Origin of the sequence: Glaciimonas immobilis (assembly GCF_011947285.1) — a bacterium.
Lineage (GTDB): Bacteria > Pseudomonadota > Gammaproteobacteria > Burkholderiales > Burkholderiaceae_D > Glaciimonas > Glaciimonas immobilis.
This window is the reverse complement of record NZ_JAAOZT010000001.1, coordinates 212,722-231,106: the sequence shown is the minus strand read 5'-3', so window position 1 is coordinate 231,106 and position 18,385 is coordinate 212,722. Positions and strand designations below refer to the sequence as shown.

Genomic DNA, 18,385 nt, shown 5'->3' with positions numbered 1-18,385 from the left:
CAACGCGCGCGCAATGACATTGCTGCTCGCTAAGTAAGTTACCTGTCCGCTACGGGATGCCCTACTCGTTCGATTCCCGTTTTACAGGGCAAAAAGGCCGTAATGCGTTTTTACTTGATGGTCGATCCAGATAGAAGTTCAGGTCTTAACCTTATCCATAAAAGTCTTCCGCAACTTGGCTACTTTTGGCGCTACGACAAAAGCGCAGTAGCCTTGTAGCGGGTGTTGCCTGAAATAGTTCTGGTGATAATCCTCAGCCTTATAATAAATTTCAGCCGGCATGAGCTGAGTCACGATGGGCGCGTCCCACACACAAGCCATTGCTGCTAAGACATGCTTTGCGGTTTCTTGCTGTTCGGGAGACTGATAATAGATTACTGAACGGTATTGCGTCCCGATATCGTTGCCCTGCCGATTCAGCGTCGTAGGATCATGTATTGTGAAGAATATTTCTAACAAAGCACGATAACTAATCACCTCATTATCGAACGTGACAACCACTACTTCCGCGTGACCGGTTGTCCCGCTGCATACTTGATCGTAGGTCGGATTGACGACCTGGCCGCCGGTATAGCCAGACTCGACATGTGTGACACCTTTGATTTCCTGATAAACAGCTTCCACACACCAAAAGCAACCACCTCCGAGAACCGCAGTTTCGTTAGCCATCCTCATTCCCCCGTCGTTTATCGTGAACAGTGACTTTAACGCACTCCGCGCGCCTGTGCATGCTTTCCCTATGGATTTTGTTGCTGTCTAGAGTCGACATGCATTAAAAAAACCCCGATGAATCGAGGTTTTTTGACTACGCATCACCTGAATGCAGGGAAAACTTTATTATCACCAAACCTATTCACGATCTGCAACGAGCGAGACGTCTGTTGGTGGTAAAAGACGCGGAAAAATCGGAGTGTTCTTGAGACCAGAAGGACTTCGAGCACCGGTTAACATCAAATCACGTCCGCGCAGCCAGATTGTAGACAGGTTTTAAAACTTATATCCTACTGATAGAAAACTGACGATCGGATCTAGTGTGAGCTTTGTTGTACTGTGGACATCGCCGCCCGGCGTGCTGGTCTTCAGGTCTGCTTTGGTCTTCAACGGAATATAAGAAACCGAGAAACCCACCGACCAGTGCGCATCAAAATTATAACTGGCACCGGCGCTGACTACCGGTGCCAATGAGCTACTCAAATCGGCACTGGTTGTTAGTGCCCCAGTTCGGCCGCGGCTGATAACACCGCTTAATTTTTGCTGAAAGGCTGGATCCAGTTTGATATCCGAGTACCAGACATACGTAGCACCGGCACCCACGAAAGGACGGAATTGACTATTTTTGTCCCCAAAGTAATATTTAACCAGCACTGCCGGGCTCCACTGTTTGGCCGAGCCAATGTGGGTTCCTTGCAAGATACCCTCACCATCTAACTTGAATTTTGGCGGGATACCGGCGTCAGCGGATATCACCCAGTTATCGGTGAGAAAATGGCTAAATTGGAGGCCTAAAGTATCTGCAGTGCTCACGCCAGCGCCGGTGTTCGGCACCGTATTGCCGCCAATGGTCAGATTCTGGCTTGAGTCTTGAGGTGCCAGATGAAACCAGCCTAAGCCTACGATATTATCGCCAGCTTGTTGCGCCATCGCGGGCAGCGCAGCCATTGAGAACAGGCTCAACGCGGCAAACTTAGGTAGTACAGATAGGTATTTCTTCATACATCTTCTCCAGTGGTTTTTTAAAATGTAAACAATGCATTAGGTGATAGACCCTGCATCTATAATCATTACCATTTTGACGCCTGCCTGCTCCCAACGTCTTACCTTGGCGGCGCTCTGTTGTTATTTATTTTTAAACATCTGTGTTGTGGAGTGATCCAGACGAGTCCTCCGCGACTTGTCACCATGCTTTAGCACGCCGTGCGTACTGTTTGATCCTAAGCAAATGCTTAGCCCCTTACCTTGCTACTTAGAACACTTCCCAATTTGATCGCGAACCTGATGTGGCGGTGACTCTTTGCCCATCGCAAGCGGGTTCTTCGATCCTGTTCGCGCTTTTACTGCGTGCACAGGATCTGGTGCCGAATAGTACTCGAAATCTTTACGGTATCAACATCGCGGGCTCTCAAAACGAACGTGCGTGCTATTTGTTTCGCCACTATGCCAGCTTTGCATGCTTTTGACTAGCGTCTCAGAAGCTTTTCGCCACGTGTTGCTAAAACCGTAAAATGTCCGCGAAAAGTGTGGTGGAGACGTGTGCGGCGCGGCGCAGGCGATCATTAATTCCTTGCCAGGCGATATCCTGCGGGGGCATTTCCACCACGATGATATCGGCATTGACGTGATCCAGATCCCGCAATGCGGCGTACAAATTATGGGCGTAACCATGCGGCGCGTCCGGCATTGAACAATGCGCCACCAGTGGCACGAACTGTTCCATTGCAGGGGAGTAAGAAATCAGCGCCAGCCGCTGCCCCGCCTGATGCAGACGCGATAAAGCAATGCGACAATGCGCGGGCTCTATTTGTAATACCGGCGTGCGCGGAGCATAGTGGGCTGCAAGAGTGCCGGATGCGCGCGGTGCGGCTGTGTCCGGTGCCTGTATCGCGACACCCAATACGGCCGCTATCTCGGCCGCGCTGATATCGCCCGGACGTAACAAAACCGCACCATGCGTTGCAAAACGGGATAAATCGATAATCGTCGACTCGATCCCGACTTCGCTCTGACCGCCATCGAGTACATACCCAACTGGACTTTGCGGGCCATCGCCAAACTCATCGCGTACATGTTGCGCTGTCGTGGGACTGACATGGCCGAACTTATTAGCGGAGGGGCCAGCCACGCCGCCTTTGCCACCTTTAAATTCACGCAGTAAAGCTTGCGCGACCGGATGCGACGGACAGCGGATACCGATTGAATTCTGGCCGCCGGAAAGTGCACTGGAAATATGCGCAGCACGCTGCAGTATCAGTGTCAGCGGTCCCGGCCAAAACGCTGCGATCAGTTGATAAGCCTGTGACGGGATAGCATGCGCCCAATAAGTAAGATCAGCCTCAGGCGCAATGTGCACGATAACCGGATGATTGGACGGGCGGCCTTTGGCGCTATAAATACGCGCCACCGCAGCAGGATTTTCGGCGTCAGCACCGAGGCCATAAACGGTCTCGCTCGGGAACGCTACCAGCTCGCCCCTCTCGAGCTTGCGGGCAGCAAGTTGTATCGCCGGATGATCAAGGGACGGCGATCCCTCGTTGCTGGACAGATCCATTACAAAGCGATGCCGAGAATAACGCAAGCCGCCGCCAATTGCGCTTGTGCTTGCGCCAAAGTCGGCGCGACAAAGGTAATATGCCCCATCTTACGTGCGCGACGGGCCTCGGCCTTGCCATACAGATGGAGGACCGCGCCCGGAAGCGCGGTGATCTGGTCCCATGCTGGTTCACGCATATCTTCGCTCTCCGGAGCAAACCAGACATCGCCCAGAATATTTAACATGACCGCCGGAGAATGTTGCCGCACGTCACCCAGCGGCATACGCGCCATTGCCCGAACTTGCTGCGCAAACTGGCTGGTGATGCAGGCGTCGATGGTGTAATGACCGCTATTGTGCGGCCGCGGTGCCATTTCATTGACGACTAGAGAGCCGTCTTTTAATACGAAAAATTCAATACACAGAACACCAACATAACCCAACTGTGCAACGATAGCCCGTGCCGCATCTTGCGCGTCGCGCGCAGCATCGGCACAGATGTTAGGCCCCGGCACAGTAGTCGTGAATAAAATCCCGTCGCGATGAACGTTCTCTGCAATCGGATAAACGACCGCAGCGCCGTCCGCGCCGCGTGCGACCAGCACCGATACTTCGTATGCCAGCGGCAGCATCTTTTCCAGCACGCACTGAACGCCGTTCATTTCGCCGTACGCGCTACGCAATTCTTCCAGGCTGGATACGCGTGCCTGGCCTTTACCGTCATAACCCAGCCGCACCGTTTTTAATATTCCGGGCAACAGATCGGCGGATACATTATCGATATCGGCCATCGATGCGATAAGCTTATGCGGTGCCGGAAGTACTTTCGATTGTGCGCTACATTGCGTAAAAAATTCTTTTTCGGCTATTCGGTCCTGTGCGATCGAAACACAGGCGGCCTTCGGCGCGATAAAAATACTCTCCGCTAGAAAAGCCAGACTGTGATGTGAGACGTTCTCAAACTCTGTAGTAACCGCTACGCATAATGCTGCCAATTCTGCCAACGCGATTTCGTCATCATAATCCGCCAGAAGATGACGCTCCGCCACGTGCGCAGCCGGACAATCCTCGGCCGGTTCCAATACGGCAACTTTGTAACCGAGCGCCTGTGCTGCATGCGCGAACATTCGGCCTAACTGGCCGCCGCCCATAACACCCAGCCAGGTGGCAGGGGTAGTCGCGGGAATAAATGCCGCGTCATTTGAGTTCAAAGTTTGTTTCATTGCTTGCTTAGTTGCTTGCTTAGTTGCTTGCCTGGGTGTTTATTTCGGTGCTTGCTCCGGTGCGCCTTTAATAGCGCACCCGGGTGCTTTTAGCTGGTTGATTTTGTATTTGCTGTAGGGGTTATTGCCAACCTGTTGCTTATACAGGCGGCAACTGCATATCAAGTGCGGCCTGTGTCTGTTTAGCGCGGAACGCCCACAACTTCTCGGCTAGTGCATCGTCGGTGCAGGCCAGCATCGCGATGGCAGACAGCGCCGCATTTGCTGCACCGGCCTCACCGATTGCATAGGTCGCAACCGGGATCCCTTTTGGCATCTGCACAATAGATAACAAGGAATCTTCGCCGCGCAGATATTTGGACGGCACCGGTACGCCCAGCACGGGTACGATGGTCTTAGCGGCAATCATGCCGGGCAAATGCGCAGCCCCACCGGCACCGGCAATGATCGCCCGCAAACCACGTGCGCGGGCTGTCTCGGCATACGCGAACATCTGATCCGGCATCCGATGCGCCGAAATTACCTGCGCTTCATGGGCCACGCCAAACTCCGTCAATATGGCGACGGCGTGTTGCATGACATCCCAGTCAGAGGACGAACCCATGACGACGCCGATCAGCGGCGTCTCTGTTTGGCTTGCGTGCATCATCAATCCTTCAGTGTTTGACCAGTCAGGCTTTCCAGCGCTTCGCGATACTTTGCGCCGGTTTTTTCGATCACTTCGGCAGGCAACGCCGGTGCTGGCGCTGTCTTGTGCCAGCTCGTCACGGTCTCCAGATAATCGCGTACAAATTGCTTGTCAAACGATGGTGGCGAGATACCAACCGCGTAGCTTTCTGCAGGCCAGAAACGTGACGAATCAGCGGTTAAAACTTCATCCATAAGATGCAACACACCATGTTGATCGAGACCGAATTCAAATTTGGTATCTGCAATAATAATGCCGCGGGTAGCCGCATATTCAGCCGCGGTTTTATATAACTTGATACTGATATCCCGAATCGTCGCTGACAGTTCAGTGCCAATACGGCGCTCCATATCGTCGTAAGTGATGTTCTCATCGTGCGAACCCATTTCGGCCTTCGCCGCAGGCGTGAAAATCGGTTCTTCCAGTTTGGCGGCCTGTTGTAAACCAACTGGTAATGTCACGCCGCAAATAGCGCCGGTCGCCTGATAATCTTTCCATCCGGACCCGATGATGTAACCGCGCACTACGGCCTCGACCATGATCGGCTCCAGACGTTTAGCGACCACTGCGCGACCACGGACTTGCTCAACCTCTTCCGGTGCCACAACGCTTTCCGGTGCAATCCCGGTCAGATGATTCGGCACGATACCGGCCAATTTCTCAAACCAGAAATCGCTCATCTGATTCAATACTTTTCCCTTCCCAGGAATCGGCTCGCTCATCACGACATCGAACGCCGATAAACGATCGGTCGTCAGGATCAATATTTTGTCGGTGCCAACAGCATAGTTGTCGCGCACTTTTCCCGTACCTAACAACGGTAACGACGTAATGGAGGATTTGTATAGGCTAGTCATGGTTGTTCCAAAAGGTAGAAACCAGACGAGAAAAAGATCTCCGTCTGGTCGTGTCACGTTATTTACGGCAAGTACACAGGCTTTGTTTAAGAAGCGCTGCTTAAGAACCTTTGTTTAAGAACCTTTATTGCACGATCTGCGCAAGCTCGCCTTTTTGGTACTTCGCTGCAATTTTATCCAGTGACAAAGGCTTGATCTTGGCGGCCTGACCTTCACAGCCAAATGCCAGAAAGCGCGCCTTCACCACCGCTTTAGCCGCTTCACGTGCGGGCTTCAAATAATCGCGTGGATCAAATTTGCTTGGGTTCTCGATCAAATAACGACGGATTGCACCGGTCATTGCCAGACGAATATCGGTATCGATATTGATCTTGCGTACACCATGACGAATACCTTCCTGAATTTCTTCTACCGGCACGCCGTAGGTTTCTTTCATATCACCACCGAATTCACGAATCTCCGCCAGCAGTTCCTGCGGTACCGACGACGAACCATGCATCACCAGATGCGTGTTCGGAATACGCACGTGAATTTCTTTGATGCGCTCAATTGCCAGAATATCGCCTGTCGGCTTGCGTGAGAACTTGTACGCGCCGTGTGAAGTGCCGATGGCAATTGCCAGCGCATCGCATTGGGTTTTTTGGACAAAATCGGCTGCCTGTGCGACGTCAGTCAGTAACTGCTCACGCGTCATCTTACCGTCAGCACCGTGACCGTCTTCCTTGTCGCCCATCATCGTTTCCAGCGAACCCAACACACCGAGTTCCGCCTCAACCGTGACGCCAATCGCATGCGAAAATTCCACCACTTTGCGCGACACTTCGACATTATATTCATAACTGGCAACCGTCTTACCGTCTGCAGTCAATGAACCGTCCATCATGACCGAAGTAAAGCCGGAGCGAATCGCCGCCATACACACCGATGGCGTCTGACCGTGATCCTGATGCATCACAACAGGAATATGCGGGTAGGCTTCTACCGCTGCCTCAATCAGGTGACGCAAAAATGCCTCACCAGCATACTTGCGCGCGCCAGCGGACGCTTGCATGATGACCGGTGCACCGACTTCATCTGCGGCTTCCATGATTGCGGTAATTTGCTCCAGGTTGTTAACATTGAACGCTGGGATACCGTAACTATTTTCAGCTGCGTGATCTAACAATTGACGCATGGATACGAGAGGCATATTGATACTCCGATAGTAAAAAAATGGTTTGCGCCGATGATTTAAGCTTCACCGATCTTCATAATCTTGAATGCGTTGGTCCCACCGATTTGTCCCATGGGCTCGCCCCAGGTAAACACCACCAGATCGCCCGGCTGTGCGGCGCCCTGCGCCACCAGCAGATTCTGTGCATCTTTAAGTACCGCTTCACGGTCGGTTGATTTAGCCAGTTCAAGGCTAGTGACATTGCGATAAAGGGCGGCCTTACGGCGGGTCTGCACGCTCGGTGTAATCGCAAAAATCGGGATATCGATATTATGGCGGCTCATCCATAACGCCGTCGAACCAGACTCGGTCAGGGCAGCAATCGCCTTGACACGCAAATGATGCGCGGTGAACAACGCGCCATAGGCAATCGACTGGTCAATCCGGGTAAAGGTTACATTGAGGAAATCGGCGTCTAGCTTACAGTCTTCAGACTTTTCTGCTTCCAGACAAATAGCGGCCATTGCTTCGACAGTCTCGACCGGGTAACGCCCAGACGCTGTCTCGGCGGAGGTCATCACGGCATCGGTGCCATCTAGTACGGCATTGGCAACGTCTGATACTTCAGCCCGTGTTGGCACCGCGTTAACAATCATCGACTCCATCATTTGCGTAGCGGTGATCGTCAGCTTGTTCGATGCACGCGCCATTCTGATCATGCGCTTTTGCAAAGCAGGCACCGCCGCATTACCAACTTCCACAGCCAGATCGCCGCGTGCCACCATAATGCCGTCGGACGCGTCCAGAATCGATTGCAGCACCGGAATCGCTTCGGCGCGTTCGATCTTGGCGATCATCATCGGCTTGTGATTGTAGGTCTCACCTGCAACGTTGGCCAATTGCCGCGCCATTTCCATATCAGTAGCATTTTTCGGAAAAGATACCGCGACATAATCCGCCTGAAAACTCATTGCGGTCTTGATGTCTTCCATGTCCTTGGAGGTTAGCGCGGGCGCGGACAGGCCACCACCCTGACGATTGATACCCTTGTTATTCGACAGTTCACCGCCTATCTTAACCACGGTATGGATCTCATTGCCGATAATTCGCTCGACTACCAAGACGATCAAACCGTCATTAAGTAATAACACATCGGCAACCTTCAGGTCACGTGGCAGCGCTTTGTAATCCAGCCCGGCACGGTCCTGATTGCCGAGTTCACAATCGGAATCAAGTATAAATTTAGTACCGTTGACGAGTTCTATCTTACCGTTCTCGAACTTGCCAACGCGAATTTTTGGCCCTTGCAAATCGGCCATGATTGCTACCTGACGTCCGCATTTAGCTGCGATTTCACGCACCAGCGCAGCGCGGTCGATGTGGTCTTGGGCTTTACCGTGAGAAAAATTGAGTCGAACTACGTCAACGCCAGCGTTAAACATGCGCGTCAGTGTGGCGGCATCGCTTGATGCGGGACCGATGGTGGCAACGATCTTGGTAGCTCTTTGCATGACAACCTTTATGTGAGGTGAGTACGTAAAACTACGTTAAAACACACGTAGTGCCAGGTCATTTGCTTGGATAAATAAAAAATCCATGCCGCATTCTCAACACTGTGCAATACGGATTTTAAAGTCCGTCTTGCACAAGTCACGGTACCTATACATTACTGCGCCATCAATACCACACCCCCGATTGACCGATTAAGCGCTATCTCATCGCCTCGCCATTCAATCAGCGCTCCATCAGCCAGCGCGCTGCTCCAAAATTTCCACCGCTGGCAATGTCCGACCTTCCAAAAATTCCAGAAAGGCTCCGCCGCCGGTCGAGATGTAGTCGATTTTGTCAGCAATGTTATATTTCGCAATCGCCGCCAGCGTATCACCACCACCAGCAATCGAGAACGCTGCCGAGTTAGCAATTGCGTGCGCCAATACTTTCGTGCCTTCGCCAAATTGGTCGAATTCAAATACGCCCACCGGACCGTTCCACACCACCGTTCCGGAGCGCGCAATTTGCTCAGCCAGTATCGCCGCCGTTTTCGGGCCGATATCCAGAATCATATCGTCATCTTCGACGTCTTTAACGTCTTTGACAACTGCGGTCGCTGCTGCGGAGAATTCTTTAGAACAGACGACATCTACCGGAATCGGCACCGACGCGCCACGTTGCGACATTATGTCAATAATCGCCTGAGCTTCGCCTACTAAATCCGGCTCTGCAAGCGATTTGCCAATTTTAAAGCCTGCCGCCAGCAAAAACGTATTGACGATACCACCGCCAACGATCAGATTGTCAACTTTATAAGATAACGCTTTAAGAATCGTTAATTTGCTCGACACCTTGGAACCGGCCACAATTGCCACCAAAGGGCGGGCTGGTGCGTTCAGCGCCTTGCCCAACGCGTCCAGCTCAGCCGCCAGCAATGGTCCCGCGCAAGCAATCGGCGCAAATTTAGCGATTCCGTGCGTCGTCGCTTCGGCGCGATGAGAAGTACCAAATGCGTCGTTGACGTAGACGTCGCAGAGTGCCGCCATCTGTTGCGCTAACGCATCGTCGTTTCTCTTCTCCCCTTTGTTGACGCGGCAATTTTCGAGCAACACAACTTGCCCAGGGGCAATCTCGACGCCGTTGAGCCAGTTTTGACGCAATTCGACGGGCTGATCCAACAGTTCTGTCATGCGCACAGCAATCGGTGCCAAAGTGTCAGCGGGCTGAAAATCGCCTTCGACCGGTCGGCCTAAATGAGAAGTTACCATCACCGCGGCACCGGCGTCCAGCGCCTGCCGGATCGCCGGGATGGACGCGCGAATGCGCGTATCCTCTGAAATGCTGCCATTGTTATTTTGTGGCACATTAAGATCGGCGCGGATAAACACGCGCTTTCCTTGCAGTTGGTCTTGCGCGATCAAGTCGCTCAGTCGATTAAATTTCATGTCGATCCGGGAGATGTCTGGGAGGAAAAGGCGCTATTTTACCCCACTCGCCCTATCAAAACACCGTTTTAGGATGTGTTGCTTTTAGACTTTCCTGCATGCATTGCCAGTTTGCAACGCAACGGCCCCCTTCTTATGCCTGGTTGACAACCCAAAACGATCCCATATCTTGATTAATTATTTTAGGCGCGCCCGCATTGTCGTGGTTCCACCACAACAGCGGCGAAAACGCCGTCGACCCGCAACGCCCACAAATGTCCCACCGGAACTATCATTCTAAAGAGTTAAGCGCTTCTGAATCCGTTAAAATGTTGGAATAACGCAGTGAATTGCGGTGCCGGATAGGCCTCGGTCTCCACATTTAGCGTCCTTTATAACTGAATCACCGGAGATCTCATTATGTCCATGGCAGACCGCGACGGAAAAATTTGGAGAGATGGTCAGCTTATCGATTGGCGCGATGCTAACGTGCATGTGCTCACACATTCGTTACATTACGGCATGGCGGTATTTGAAGGCGTGCGCGCTTACAAAACGCCGGAAGGGACGGCCATTTTCCGCCTGAGAGAGCATACCCAGCGCCTGCTGAACTCTGCCAAAATTTTTCAGATGAAGGTGCCTTACGACCTGCAAACCCTGATGGACGCACAAATTCAGGTGGTTAAAGAAAACCACCTGGAATCCTGTTACATGCGGCCGCTGATCTGGATCGGCTCGGAAAAGCTTGGCATCGCGGCCACCGGCAACACCATTCATGTTGCTATCGCGGCCTGGCCATGGGGCGCTTATCTGGGTGAAGATGGTCTGGCCAAGGGCATCCGGGTAAAGACCTCATCGTTTAGTCGGCACCATGTCAACGTGTCCATGGTGCGCGCCAAGGCTAGCGGCTATTACATTAACTCAATCCTGGCTAATCAAGAGGCCTTGACCGATGGCTATGACGAGGCGTTGCTACTCGACACCGACGGCTATGTATCCGAAGGCTCGGGCGAAAACGTCTTTATCGTCAAGAACGGTAAAATTTATACGCCTGACCTCGCGTCCTGCCTCGATGGCATTACCCGTGACGCGGTGTTGACGATGGCGCGTGACATCGGCATCGAAGTCGTTGAAAAACGTATTACGCGCGATGAAGTATATTGCAGCGATGAAGCTTTTTTCACGGGAACCGCCGCAGAAATAACGCCAATACGTGAGCTGGATAACCGTGACATCGGCGAAGGCAAGCGTGGCCCAATCACCGAAAAAATTCAGAGCATGTTCTTCGACGTAGTCGGTGGCAAATCGTCGAGATATAAAGAATGGCTGACAATTGTATAAGCAGCCGGAATAAGGGTGACCTACTGGCGCACCGGTCACCGTTCAGCACCATTGAGCAGAATCGAGCATAAGCAAGAACCTAACGCATCATCATTCAGTAAACGGCAATCCGGAGAATTAAATGAGTACAGTAACAAACCCGCAAGCAATGGTAGAGCTGGACGCCAAAGATTTGCCAGCGCATTGCCCTAACCCGTTAATGCCAATCTGGTCCTCCCATCCACGGGTCTTTTTGGATATGAGTAAAACCGGGACCGCTAAATGTCCGTATTGCGGCACAGAATACGGGATGAAGCCGGGCGCTGTCATCAAGGGCCACTAAGCCTGCATATAGTCACCACATCTTGCGTCAGGCAGGCTTGTCTTCATGGAGTATGCGTATTCAGCGCTGCCAACAACATGGTCTGACAACACCTGCCAGCGGCGCTTTGGGATTATTTTGAAAAACTGATTAGTTGTCACAGGGGTATGCATGCCACGCGCAAAATTGATCCACGGTTCAGCTGACGATGCTGAAGCCGCTTTTTACGATGCGCTTAGTCGCGCTGATATTGAAGCCATGATGGCGCTATGGGCGGATGATGAAGAGATCGTCTGCGTTCATCCGGGTTCGCCCCGGTTGGTGGGACACGCAGCGATACGGGGCGCGTATGAAAGTTTATTTGAGCGCGGTGGCGTGCATATCCGCGTCCGTCAGTTGCACGTCTCCCATACTATGTCGACCAGCATTCATAACCTCGTCGAAGATATCAACCGTAGCGGTGATCAGACGCAGGAAATGCATATTCTCACTACCAACGCGTACATGAAAACACCACGCGGTTGGCGCATCGTATTGCATCATGCCTCGATCGCACCGGGACAAGCACCGGAAGAATTGCTGTCAGCTAACCTGCTCCACTAATTCAGCCTTAGTATTTGCGGCTAAAAGCGCCGTATCAGGGCGATTATTTAGCCGCCAGCCAGACAGTAACGCAACCGAGCGCTTAAAAGTCACCATAGCGCCCGAAAATTAGTTCGTCTGCGCACCGATAGCACGCGGTTAACACGTACTATGGCAATAAGCACATATGCAGGACCAATCCACATACGATGACTTCCGCTCCATTCATTTCAACGCCGTCCTCTTACAATGCCCCGTTATGGCTGCCGGGTGGTCATCTGCAAACAATTTATCCATCAACCTTTATTGTTAAACCGGCCGTCACCTATCGGCGGGAGCGCTGGGATACCGCTGACGGTGATTTCATTGATATTGACTTCGTTGATGGGAAGCCGGGCAAGCCTATGGTCGTCCTGTTTCACGGCCTCGAAGGCTCATCCGATAGCCATTACTCGCGCGCACTGATGGCGTATATTGCCGCCTTGGGTTGGTCAGGCGCGGCCCCGCATTTCCGTGGCTGTTCGGGTGAAATTAATCTGGCCCCGCGCTTTTATCATTCCGGAGATATAGCGGAAGTAGACTGGATATTACGTCGCGTGGCGGCGTCGCGCTCTGATAAAAAATTCAGCAAACTCTACGCAACGGGGGCGTCGCTCGGCGGTAATGTGCTGTTGTGCTGGCTAGGCGAATCGCAACAGCAAGCGTCGCTGATTGACGCTGCCTGCGCCATTTCAGCACCGCTTGATCTTGCTGGCGGAGGCAATGCTCTCGCGCATGGTTTTAACCGGATATATACCCGCGTTTTTTTACGCACCATGAAAACCAAATCGCTCAGCAAGCTTGCGCAATTTCCGCACTTATTCGACCGCGAGCGCATGCTCAACGCTAGTAATCTGCATGCCTTCGATAACGTCGTTACCGCGCCGTTGCATGGGTACCGCGATGCCGACGATTATTGGAACCGGGCCAGCGCAAAACACGTTTTGAATGATATCGTGGTCCCTACGTTAATACTCAATGCGCAGAACGATCCATTTCTTCCGCCGCGCCATTTACCGCGCAGTGCAGCAAACAGCGTGACACTCGAATATCCCGCAGAAGGCGGACATGTTGGATTTCCGGTGGGCGCTTTACCCGGGCGGGTGGACTGGCTACCGCAGCGGATAGTGCAATTTTTATTGGCTGCATAGTTGATAGTTTCAGCAGGCTATTGACGCGTACCCTCGATCGAAACAAGGATTGCAACAGCATGGATGACATCGTAAAAAAAGCAATGCAAAAATGGCCAGACGTTCCGGCCTGCTTCGGCTGGCTAGCGCTAGACGCCCGCGGTGCGTGGCGCATGCGTGACGAAGAAACTCAACGTCATGATTTGCCCGGCAACAAGATCATGCACATCGCTTTATGCGCCTTTATCAACCGCAATTACAGCGTCGATGCACAAGGGCGCGGCTACTTTCAGAACGGTCCGCAATGTGTCTACGTCGATCTCGCACTCACACCCTATATCGCGCATACCGATCCGCTATTGGGGTTAGTGCTACAAACGGGCGAAGTCTTGCAAGTGATTCAGAATGTGCTATTAACAGAACAAGGCCAACCGTTATTTGTTGCCGCTAATAAAGTCGCCGCGTTAGACGACCGCGACATTGCCGACTGGATGACCGGACTGCGCATGAACGGTAAAATTATCACTGATGAACGGCTGATGGATTGGATAGATTCTCCCACTGACCGTACCGCGTTGACCTGGCAATATAACGGAATCGCGTTGAGAGTGGAGCGTATTGCAACCAATGATCTGGCGCTTAGATTCAAGTTTCAGCAGCGTCCGCGGGAGTAGGAGAAAGAAGGGTTGGTGATGCAACGACCAAGACGGTACGAACAGTCACCCCGCATCATTCTAACCCACTGTGGATCACTGCGAGCCAGCAACCAGCGCATTGATCCTCGCCGCAGCCGCTAACAATTTCGGCAAACAATTTTCTAGTAAATTAGCCGGACTAGGATTATTCACCTGTCCGCTGATATTGATCGCTGCCACCACTTTGCCATTACGGTCAACAATTGGCGCGGCCATGGATACCAAGCCTGGCTCCAGCTCCTCCCTGACCAGACTCCACCCCTGAATTCTGACCTGTTCGATCGCTTCCTGCAGTCGCGGCAAATCAACGATAGTCTGCGGGGTGAGTTGCGACGCGGAGATATTGGCCAGCCGCTCGCGTAGCACCGCTGCGGGTAAGCCTGCCAGCAGCACCCTTCCCATTGAGGTGCAGTAAGCCGGCAACCGGCTGCCGATGCCGAGATTGATCGACATAATTTTGTGCGCTGGCACGCGTAACACGTAGACGATCTCGGTGCCGTCCAGCACCGCTGCCGAGCAGGACTGGCGCAGGCTTTCGACTAGCTCCTCCATCACTGGCTGCGCTTGGGTCCATACCGGCAATGATGACAGATACGCAAAACCCAACTCCAACACTTTGGGAGTTAGCCGAAACAAGCGCCCCTCTGTCGCAACATACCCTAACTGCAGCAAAGTGAGCAAGATGCGGCGGGCACCTGCCCGAGTCAAGCTTGTGCGCTCCGCAACTTCGGTCAACGTTTGAGCGGGGGCCTCGGCGCCAAAACTACGCAACACCGCCAATCCACGGGCGAAAGACTGGACGTAGCTATCACCGGGCCTGGGCTGGCCAGATGCGGTCTGCGCCGTGCCTTGGGACGCTTGTGTCGCATCTTCCTCTGAAGCTTGTGTTGCGTCTTTCATTGACTCTTCTTCCACTGCATGGGGCTAAACAAGATGGGGCATAACAATGTCATTACCTTAATGCCATTACTTCAATACTATTACTTGCCAGAAATAAATTTTCAAACCACGATCAAGGGCCGTGTTTGGCCCGCAAAAATTTAATAAAAGGCCGCGACTTGACCATTGACAAGCGCCTGCCCGATGTCTATTCTAATCCAATAAGTTCTTGTTGCGAATATTTGTTCATTATAAGAACTTTATTGATTATTTCAATCTTTTGTTCGCATACTAGACATGATAAATAAAATACTTCCTTCTGTAGCAAAGGCGCTGTCCCCTATTCACGACGGCGCAACAATTATGATCGGTGGCTTTGGCGGTGCCGGTCAGCCAGCCGAATTAATCGATGGCCTGATTGCGCAAGGCGCAAAAGATCTCGTCATCGTGAACAATAACGCTGGTAATGGTGAAACGGGTTTGGCGGCCCTACTTAAAAACGGACAAGTGCGCAAAATTATTTGCTCCTTTCCCCGTCAGGCCGATTCTCATATTTTTGACGCGTTATATCGGGCCGGAAAACTGGAATTAGAATTAGTTCCACAAGGCAACCTGGCCGAACGCATTCGCGCTGCCGGTGCGGGAATCGGCGGTTTCTTTACCCCCACTGGTTTTGGCACCGAACTGGCGGATGGCAAGGAAACCCGCAAAATTGATGGACGAATGTATGTACTGGAATATCCTATCCACGCCGATTTTGCCTTGATCAAAGCTGAATCCGGCGATCGTTGGGGCAATTTAACCTATCGCAAGACTGCGCGCAATTTTGGCCCGATCATGGCGAGTGCGGCGAAAGTGACGATTGCATCGGTACATGACATCGTCGAGTTAGGCAGCCTCGATCCGGAAGCGATTATTACGCCGGGACTGTTTGTCCAGCATGTCGTACAAGTACCACGTACCGCCACCGGACCTGCGGGTTTTAAAGCGGCCTGATAGCAACCGTCTTAGTTAACTTGGCAAAATCGCGGCATCTGACACCTAACAGGTCCTGGATTGCCAATCGCCAATTAGCACATTCGTCATTCAGCCAGAGCACAAAATAAGCGAGAAAAAGATGAGCAAGTGGACCAGAGAACAAATGGCGATACGCGTCGCGCAAGATATTCCCGACGGCGCAGTGGTGAACCTGGGTATTGGCTTGCCGACAATGGTCGCCAATCATTTACCCAGTGACCGTGAAGTCATTTTGCATAGCGAAAATGGCGTAATCGGTATGGGGCCCGCGCCCGCAAAAGGCGAGGAAGACTACGACCTCATTAACGCAGGCAAACAACCCGTGACGCTATTGCCGGGCGGATGCTTTTTTCATCACGCAGATAGTTTCGCGATGATGCGTGGTGGCCATCTGGACGTCTGCGTACTGGGCGCTTTTCAGGTATCGGTTGGTGGCGATCTGGCCAACTGGCATACCGGCGCAACGGACGCCATACCTGCGGTCGGCGGTGCGATGGATTTGGCTATTGGTGCCAAGAAAACCTACGTCATGATGGAACATTTGACCAAATCCGGCGAGAGCAAACTGGTACCCGCGTGCACGTATCCATTGACCGGCATCGGTTGTGTGAGCCGAATTTATACCGATGTAGCAGTGATTGACCTGGGCCAGGATGGTGCCAAAGTGATTGAAATCGTGGATGGCATGACGTTCGAGGCTCTTCAAAAAATCACGGCGGTGACGCTGATTAATGCGCTTCAAACCGTTTAAAAATGACTGGTACCTTTGAAGCGGCGCAATCAAGCTTCAGGGCAGTCAGCGTAGTTCAAAGACTCATGCCAGATTATTGTTCTGCCTGTCGATACCAGCGCAGATACTCACCTAAAATTAAAACCGGAGATGTACATGTCCCACGCTTTCATTTATGACGCCCAGCGCACACCATTCGGCCGTTATGGCGGCACTTTGTCCACCGTTCGGGCTGACGATCTTGGCGCTATTCCGATCCGCGCACTGATGGCGCGCAATCCCCAGATTGACTGGGAATCTGTCGCGGATGTGATCTATGGTTGCGCCAATCAGGCGGGCGAGGATAACCGCAACGTCGCCCGCATGTCGGCATTGCTCGCTGGCTTGCCTATCAGCGTCCCTGGCGGCACCGTCAACCGTCTGTGTGGTTCTGGCATGGATGCCATCGGCACTGCCGCGCGTGCGATTAAAAGCGGCGAAGCTGGCCTGATGATCGCTGGCGGGGTAGAAAGCATGAGCCGCGCACCGTTTGTCATGGGCAAGGCTGACAGCGCATTTTCACGCGCTGCAAAGATCGAAGATACCACCATAGGCTGGCGCTTTATCAATGCGTTGATGAAGGCGCAATACGGCGTCGATTCGATGCCTGAGACCGCTGAAAACGTTGCGACCGAGTACGGCATCAGCCGTGCCGATCAGGACAAGATGGCGGTATCGAGCCAAATGAAAGCCATCGCAGCGCAGCAGGCCGGATTCTTTGACAGCGAAATCGCACCGGTGACAATTACACCAAAAAAAGGCGACGCTATCGTCGTTAGCAAGGACGAGCATCCCCGCGCGACTTCGCTTGATGCGCTAGCAAAACTCAAGCCGATCGTCAGAGCTGACGGTACGGTGACGGCGGGCAATGCTTCGGGCGTGAATGATGGCGCTTGTGCTTTGCTGATCGGCGATGAAATCAGCGCAGCCAAATATGGTTTGGTACCGCGCGCACGCATTGTCGGTATGGCGACGGCTGGCGTGGCCCCGCGCGTGATGGGCATAGGGCCGTTTCCGGCAACATTAAAGGTACTGGAACTAACCGACTTGCGTCTGGATCAATTAGATGTGATTGAACTCAATGAAGCGTTTGCGGCACAAGGACTGGCGGTGCTGCGCCAGCTCGGCTTACAGGATGACGACCCGCGCGTCAATCCCAATGGCGGCGCTATCGCCCTCGGCCATCCTTTAGGTGCCTCTGGCGCGCGCCTGGTCATGACCGCAGTGAATCAATTGGAGCGCAACAAAGGACGTTATGCACTCTGCACCATGTGTATCGGCGTTGGGCAAGGGATTGCGATTGTGCTGGAACGCGTTTAAGTATCCGGATAAGCCCTCCAAACGGCAAGGCATGCCGATATAGAAATAGAGGCGAACGCAGTCTGGCGGCAAGCAGGCTGCCAGCAATCCCCGGCCGCTAGTCAGCGGCCCTTCATTTCTTCACGCCGCTTTCGGAGATGCGGTATCCCAGTGAACGGGAATAAGTCCGTCGCGCATCTCTAAAAAACAGTAACATCTAAAAGATTGCCACATTGCAGTTGCGCCGCCG

The 18,385-nt window shown here is 52.8% G+C and carries 18 protein-coding genes; 8 read left to right on the top strand and 10 right to left on the bottom strand.

The features are described 5' to 3' along the window. Positions 1-138 precede the first annotated feature (138 nt). From msrA to HAV38_RS01010, 9 genes are all read right to left on the bottom strand, one after another. Positions 139-669, bottom strand: a complete 531-nt coding sequence (msrA, locus tag HAV38_RS01050) for a peptide-methionine (S)-S-oxide reductase MsrA (RefSeq protein ID WP_168051562.1) — start codon at positions 667-669, stop codon at positions 139-141. Between the two features lie 318 nt (positions 670-987). Further along, a complete protein-coding gene (locus HAV38_RS01045; protein WP_168051560.1) occupies positions 988-1,713 on the bottom strand; it encodes an OmpW/AlkL family protein in 726 nt (241 codons plus the stop codon). Between the two features lie 496 nt (positions 1,714-2,209). Beyond that, a complete protein-coding gene (locus HAV38_RS01040) occupies positions 2,210-3,265 on the bottom strand; it encodes an L-threonylcarbamoyladenylate synthase (protein WP_168051558.1) in 1,056 nt (351 codons plus the stop codon). Beyond that, positions 3,265-4,470, bottom strand: coding sequence for a 5-(carboxyamino)imidazole ribonucleotide synthase (locus tag HAV38_RS01035; RefSeq protein ID WP_168051556.1), 1,206 nt, complete (start codon positions 4,468-4,470; stop codon positions 3,265-3,267). The genes HAV38_RS01040 and HAV38_RS01035 overlap by 1 nt, the downstream gene beginning before the upstream one ends. 139 nt (positions 4,471-4,609) lie before the next feature. After that, on the bottom strand, positions 4,610-5,119 hold the full coding sequence (gene purE / locus HAV38_RS01030; RefSeq protein ID WP_245182125.1) for a 5-(carboxyamino)imidazole ribonucleotide mutase: 510 nt from the start codon (positions 5,117-5,119) through the stop codon (positions 4,610-4,612). Then, positions 5,119-6,015, bottom strand: a complete 897-nt coding sequence (locus HAV38_RS01025; protein WP_168051553.1) for a phosphoribosylaminoimidazolesuccinocarboxamide synthase — start codon at positions 6,013-6,015, stop codon at positions 5,119-5,121. The genes purE and HAV38_RS01025 overlap by 1 nt, the downstream gene beginning before the upstream one ends. 124 nt (positions 6,016-6,139) lie before the next feature. Further along, positions 6,140-7,204, bottom strand: coding sequence for a class II fructose-bisphosphate aldolase (gene fba / locus HAV38_RS01020; RefSeq protein WP_168051550.1), 1,065 nt, complete (start codon positions 7,202-7,204; stop codon positions 6,140-6,142). Between the two features lie 41 nt (positions 7,205-7,245). Beyond that, positions 7,246-8,679 carry a pyruvate kinase gene (gene pyk / locus HAV38_RS01015; RefSeq protein ID WP_168051548.1) on the bottom strand — a complete coding sequence of 478 codons (1,434 nt, stop codon included), beginning with the start codon at positions 8,677-8,679 and terminating at the stop codon, positions 7,246-7,248. A gap of 234 nt (positions 8,680-8,913) precedes the next feature. Then, positions 8,914-10,104, bottom strand: a complete 1,191-nt coding sequence (locus HAV38_RS01010) for a phosphoglycerate kinase (RefSeq protein ID WP_168051546.1) — start codon at positions 10,102-10,104, stop codon at positions 8,914-8,916. Positions 10,105-10,503: 399 nt separating this feature from the next. Here HAV38_RS01010 and HAV38_RS01005 point away from each other — a divergent pair, with 399 nt between their 5' ends. The 5 genes from HAV38_RS01005 (at position 10,504) to HAV38_RS00985 (ending at position 14,150) form a co-directional block, all read left to right on the top strand. Further along, on the top strand, positions 10,504-11,424 hold the full coding sequence (locus HAV38_RS01005; protein ID WP_168051544.1) for a branched-chain amino acid transaminase: 921 nt from the start codon (positions 10,504-10,506) through the stop codon (positions 11,422-11,424). 121 nt (positions 11,425-11,545) lie between these two features. Further along, positions 11,546-11,746: a zinc-finger domain-containing protein gene (locus HAV38_RS01000; RefSeq protein WP_168051542.1), complete on the top strand. Its 201-nt coding sequence runs from the start codon at positions 11,546-11,548 to the stop codon at positions 11,744-11,746. Positions 11,747-11,896: 150 nt separating this feature from the next. After that, the gene (locus HAV38_RS00995; protein ID WP_168051540.1) at positions 11,897-12,328 is read left to right on the top strand and encodes a YybH family protein; all 432 of its coding nucleotides are present in this window, start codon (positions 11,897-11,899) and stop codon (positions 12,326-12,328) included. 188 nt (positions 12,329-12,516) lie between these two features. Beyond that, positions 12,517-13,497, top strand: a complete 981-nt coding sequence (locus tag HAV38_RS00990) for a YheT family hydrolase (protein ID WP_168051538.1) — start codon at positions 12,517-12,519, stop codon at positions 13,495-13,497. 59 nt (positions 13,498-13,556) lie between these two features. After that, complete coding sequence (locus tag HAV38_RS00985; protein WP_168051536.1) at positions 13,557-14,150, top strand: DUF2946 family protein; 594 nt, start codon at positions 13,557-13,559, stop codon at positions 14,148-14,150. Positions 14,151-14,225: 75 nt separating this feature from the next. Here HAV38_RS00985 and HAV38_RS00980 read toward each other — a convergent pair whose 3' ends face one another. After that, a complete protein-coding gene (locus HAV38_RS00980) occupies positions 14,226-15,071 on the bottom strand; it encodes an IclR family transcriptional regulator domain-containing protein (RefSeq protein ID WP_168051534.1) in 846 nt (281 codons plus the stop codon). Positions 15,072-15,347: 276 nt separating this feature from the next. Here HAV38_RS00980 and HAV38_RS00975 point away from each other — a divergent pair, with 276 nt between their 5' ends. The 3 genes from HAV38_RS00975 (at position 15,348) to pcaF (ending at position 18,156) form a co-directional block, all read left to right on the top strand. Continuing rightward, positions 15,348-16,046, top strand: a complete 699-nt coding sequence (locus tag HAV38_RS00975; RefSeq protein WP_168051532.1) for a 3-oxoacid CoA-transferase subunit A — start codon at positions 15,348-15,350, stop codon at positions 16,044-16,046. A 121-nt stretch (positions 16,047-16,167) separates the two neighbouring features. Next, positions 16,168-16,818, top strand: coding sequence for a 3-oxoacid CoA-transferase subunit B (locus tag HAV38_RS00970; protein ID WP_168051530.1), 651 nt, complete (start codon positions 16,168-16,170; stop codon positions 16,816-16,818). Between the two features lie 135 nt (positions 16,819-16,953). Continuing rightward, the gene (gene pcaF / locus HAV38_RS00965; protein ID WP_168051528.1) at positions 16,954-18,156 is read left to right on the top strand and encodes a 3-oxoadipyl-CoA thiolase; all 1,203 of its coding nucleotides are present in this window, start codon (positions 16,954-16,956) and stop codon (positions 18,154-18,156) included. Positions 18,157-18,385 lie beyond the last annotated feature (229 nt).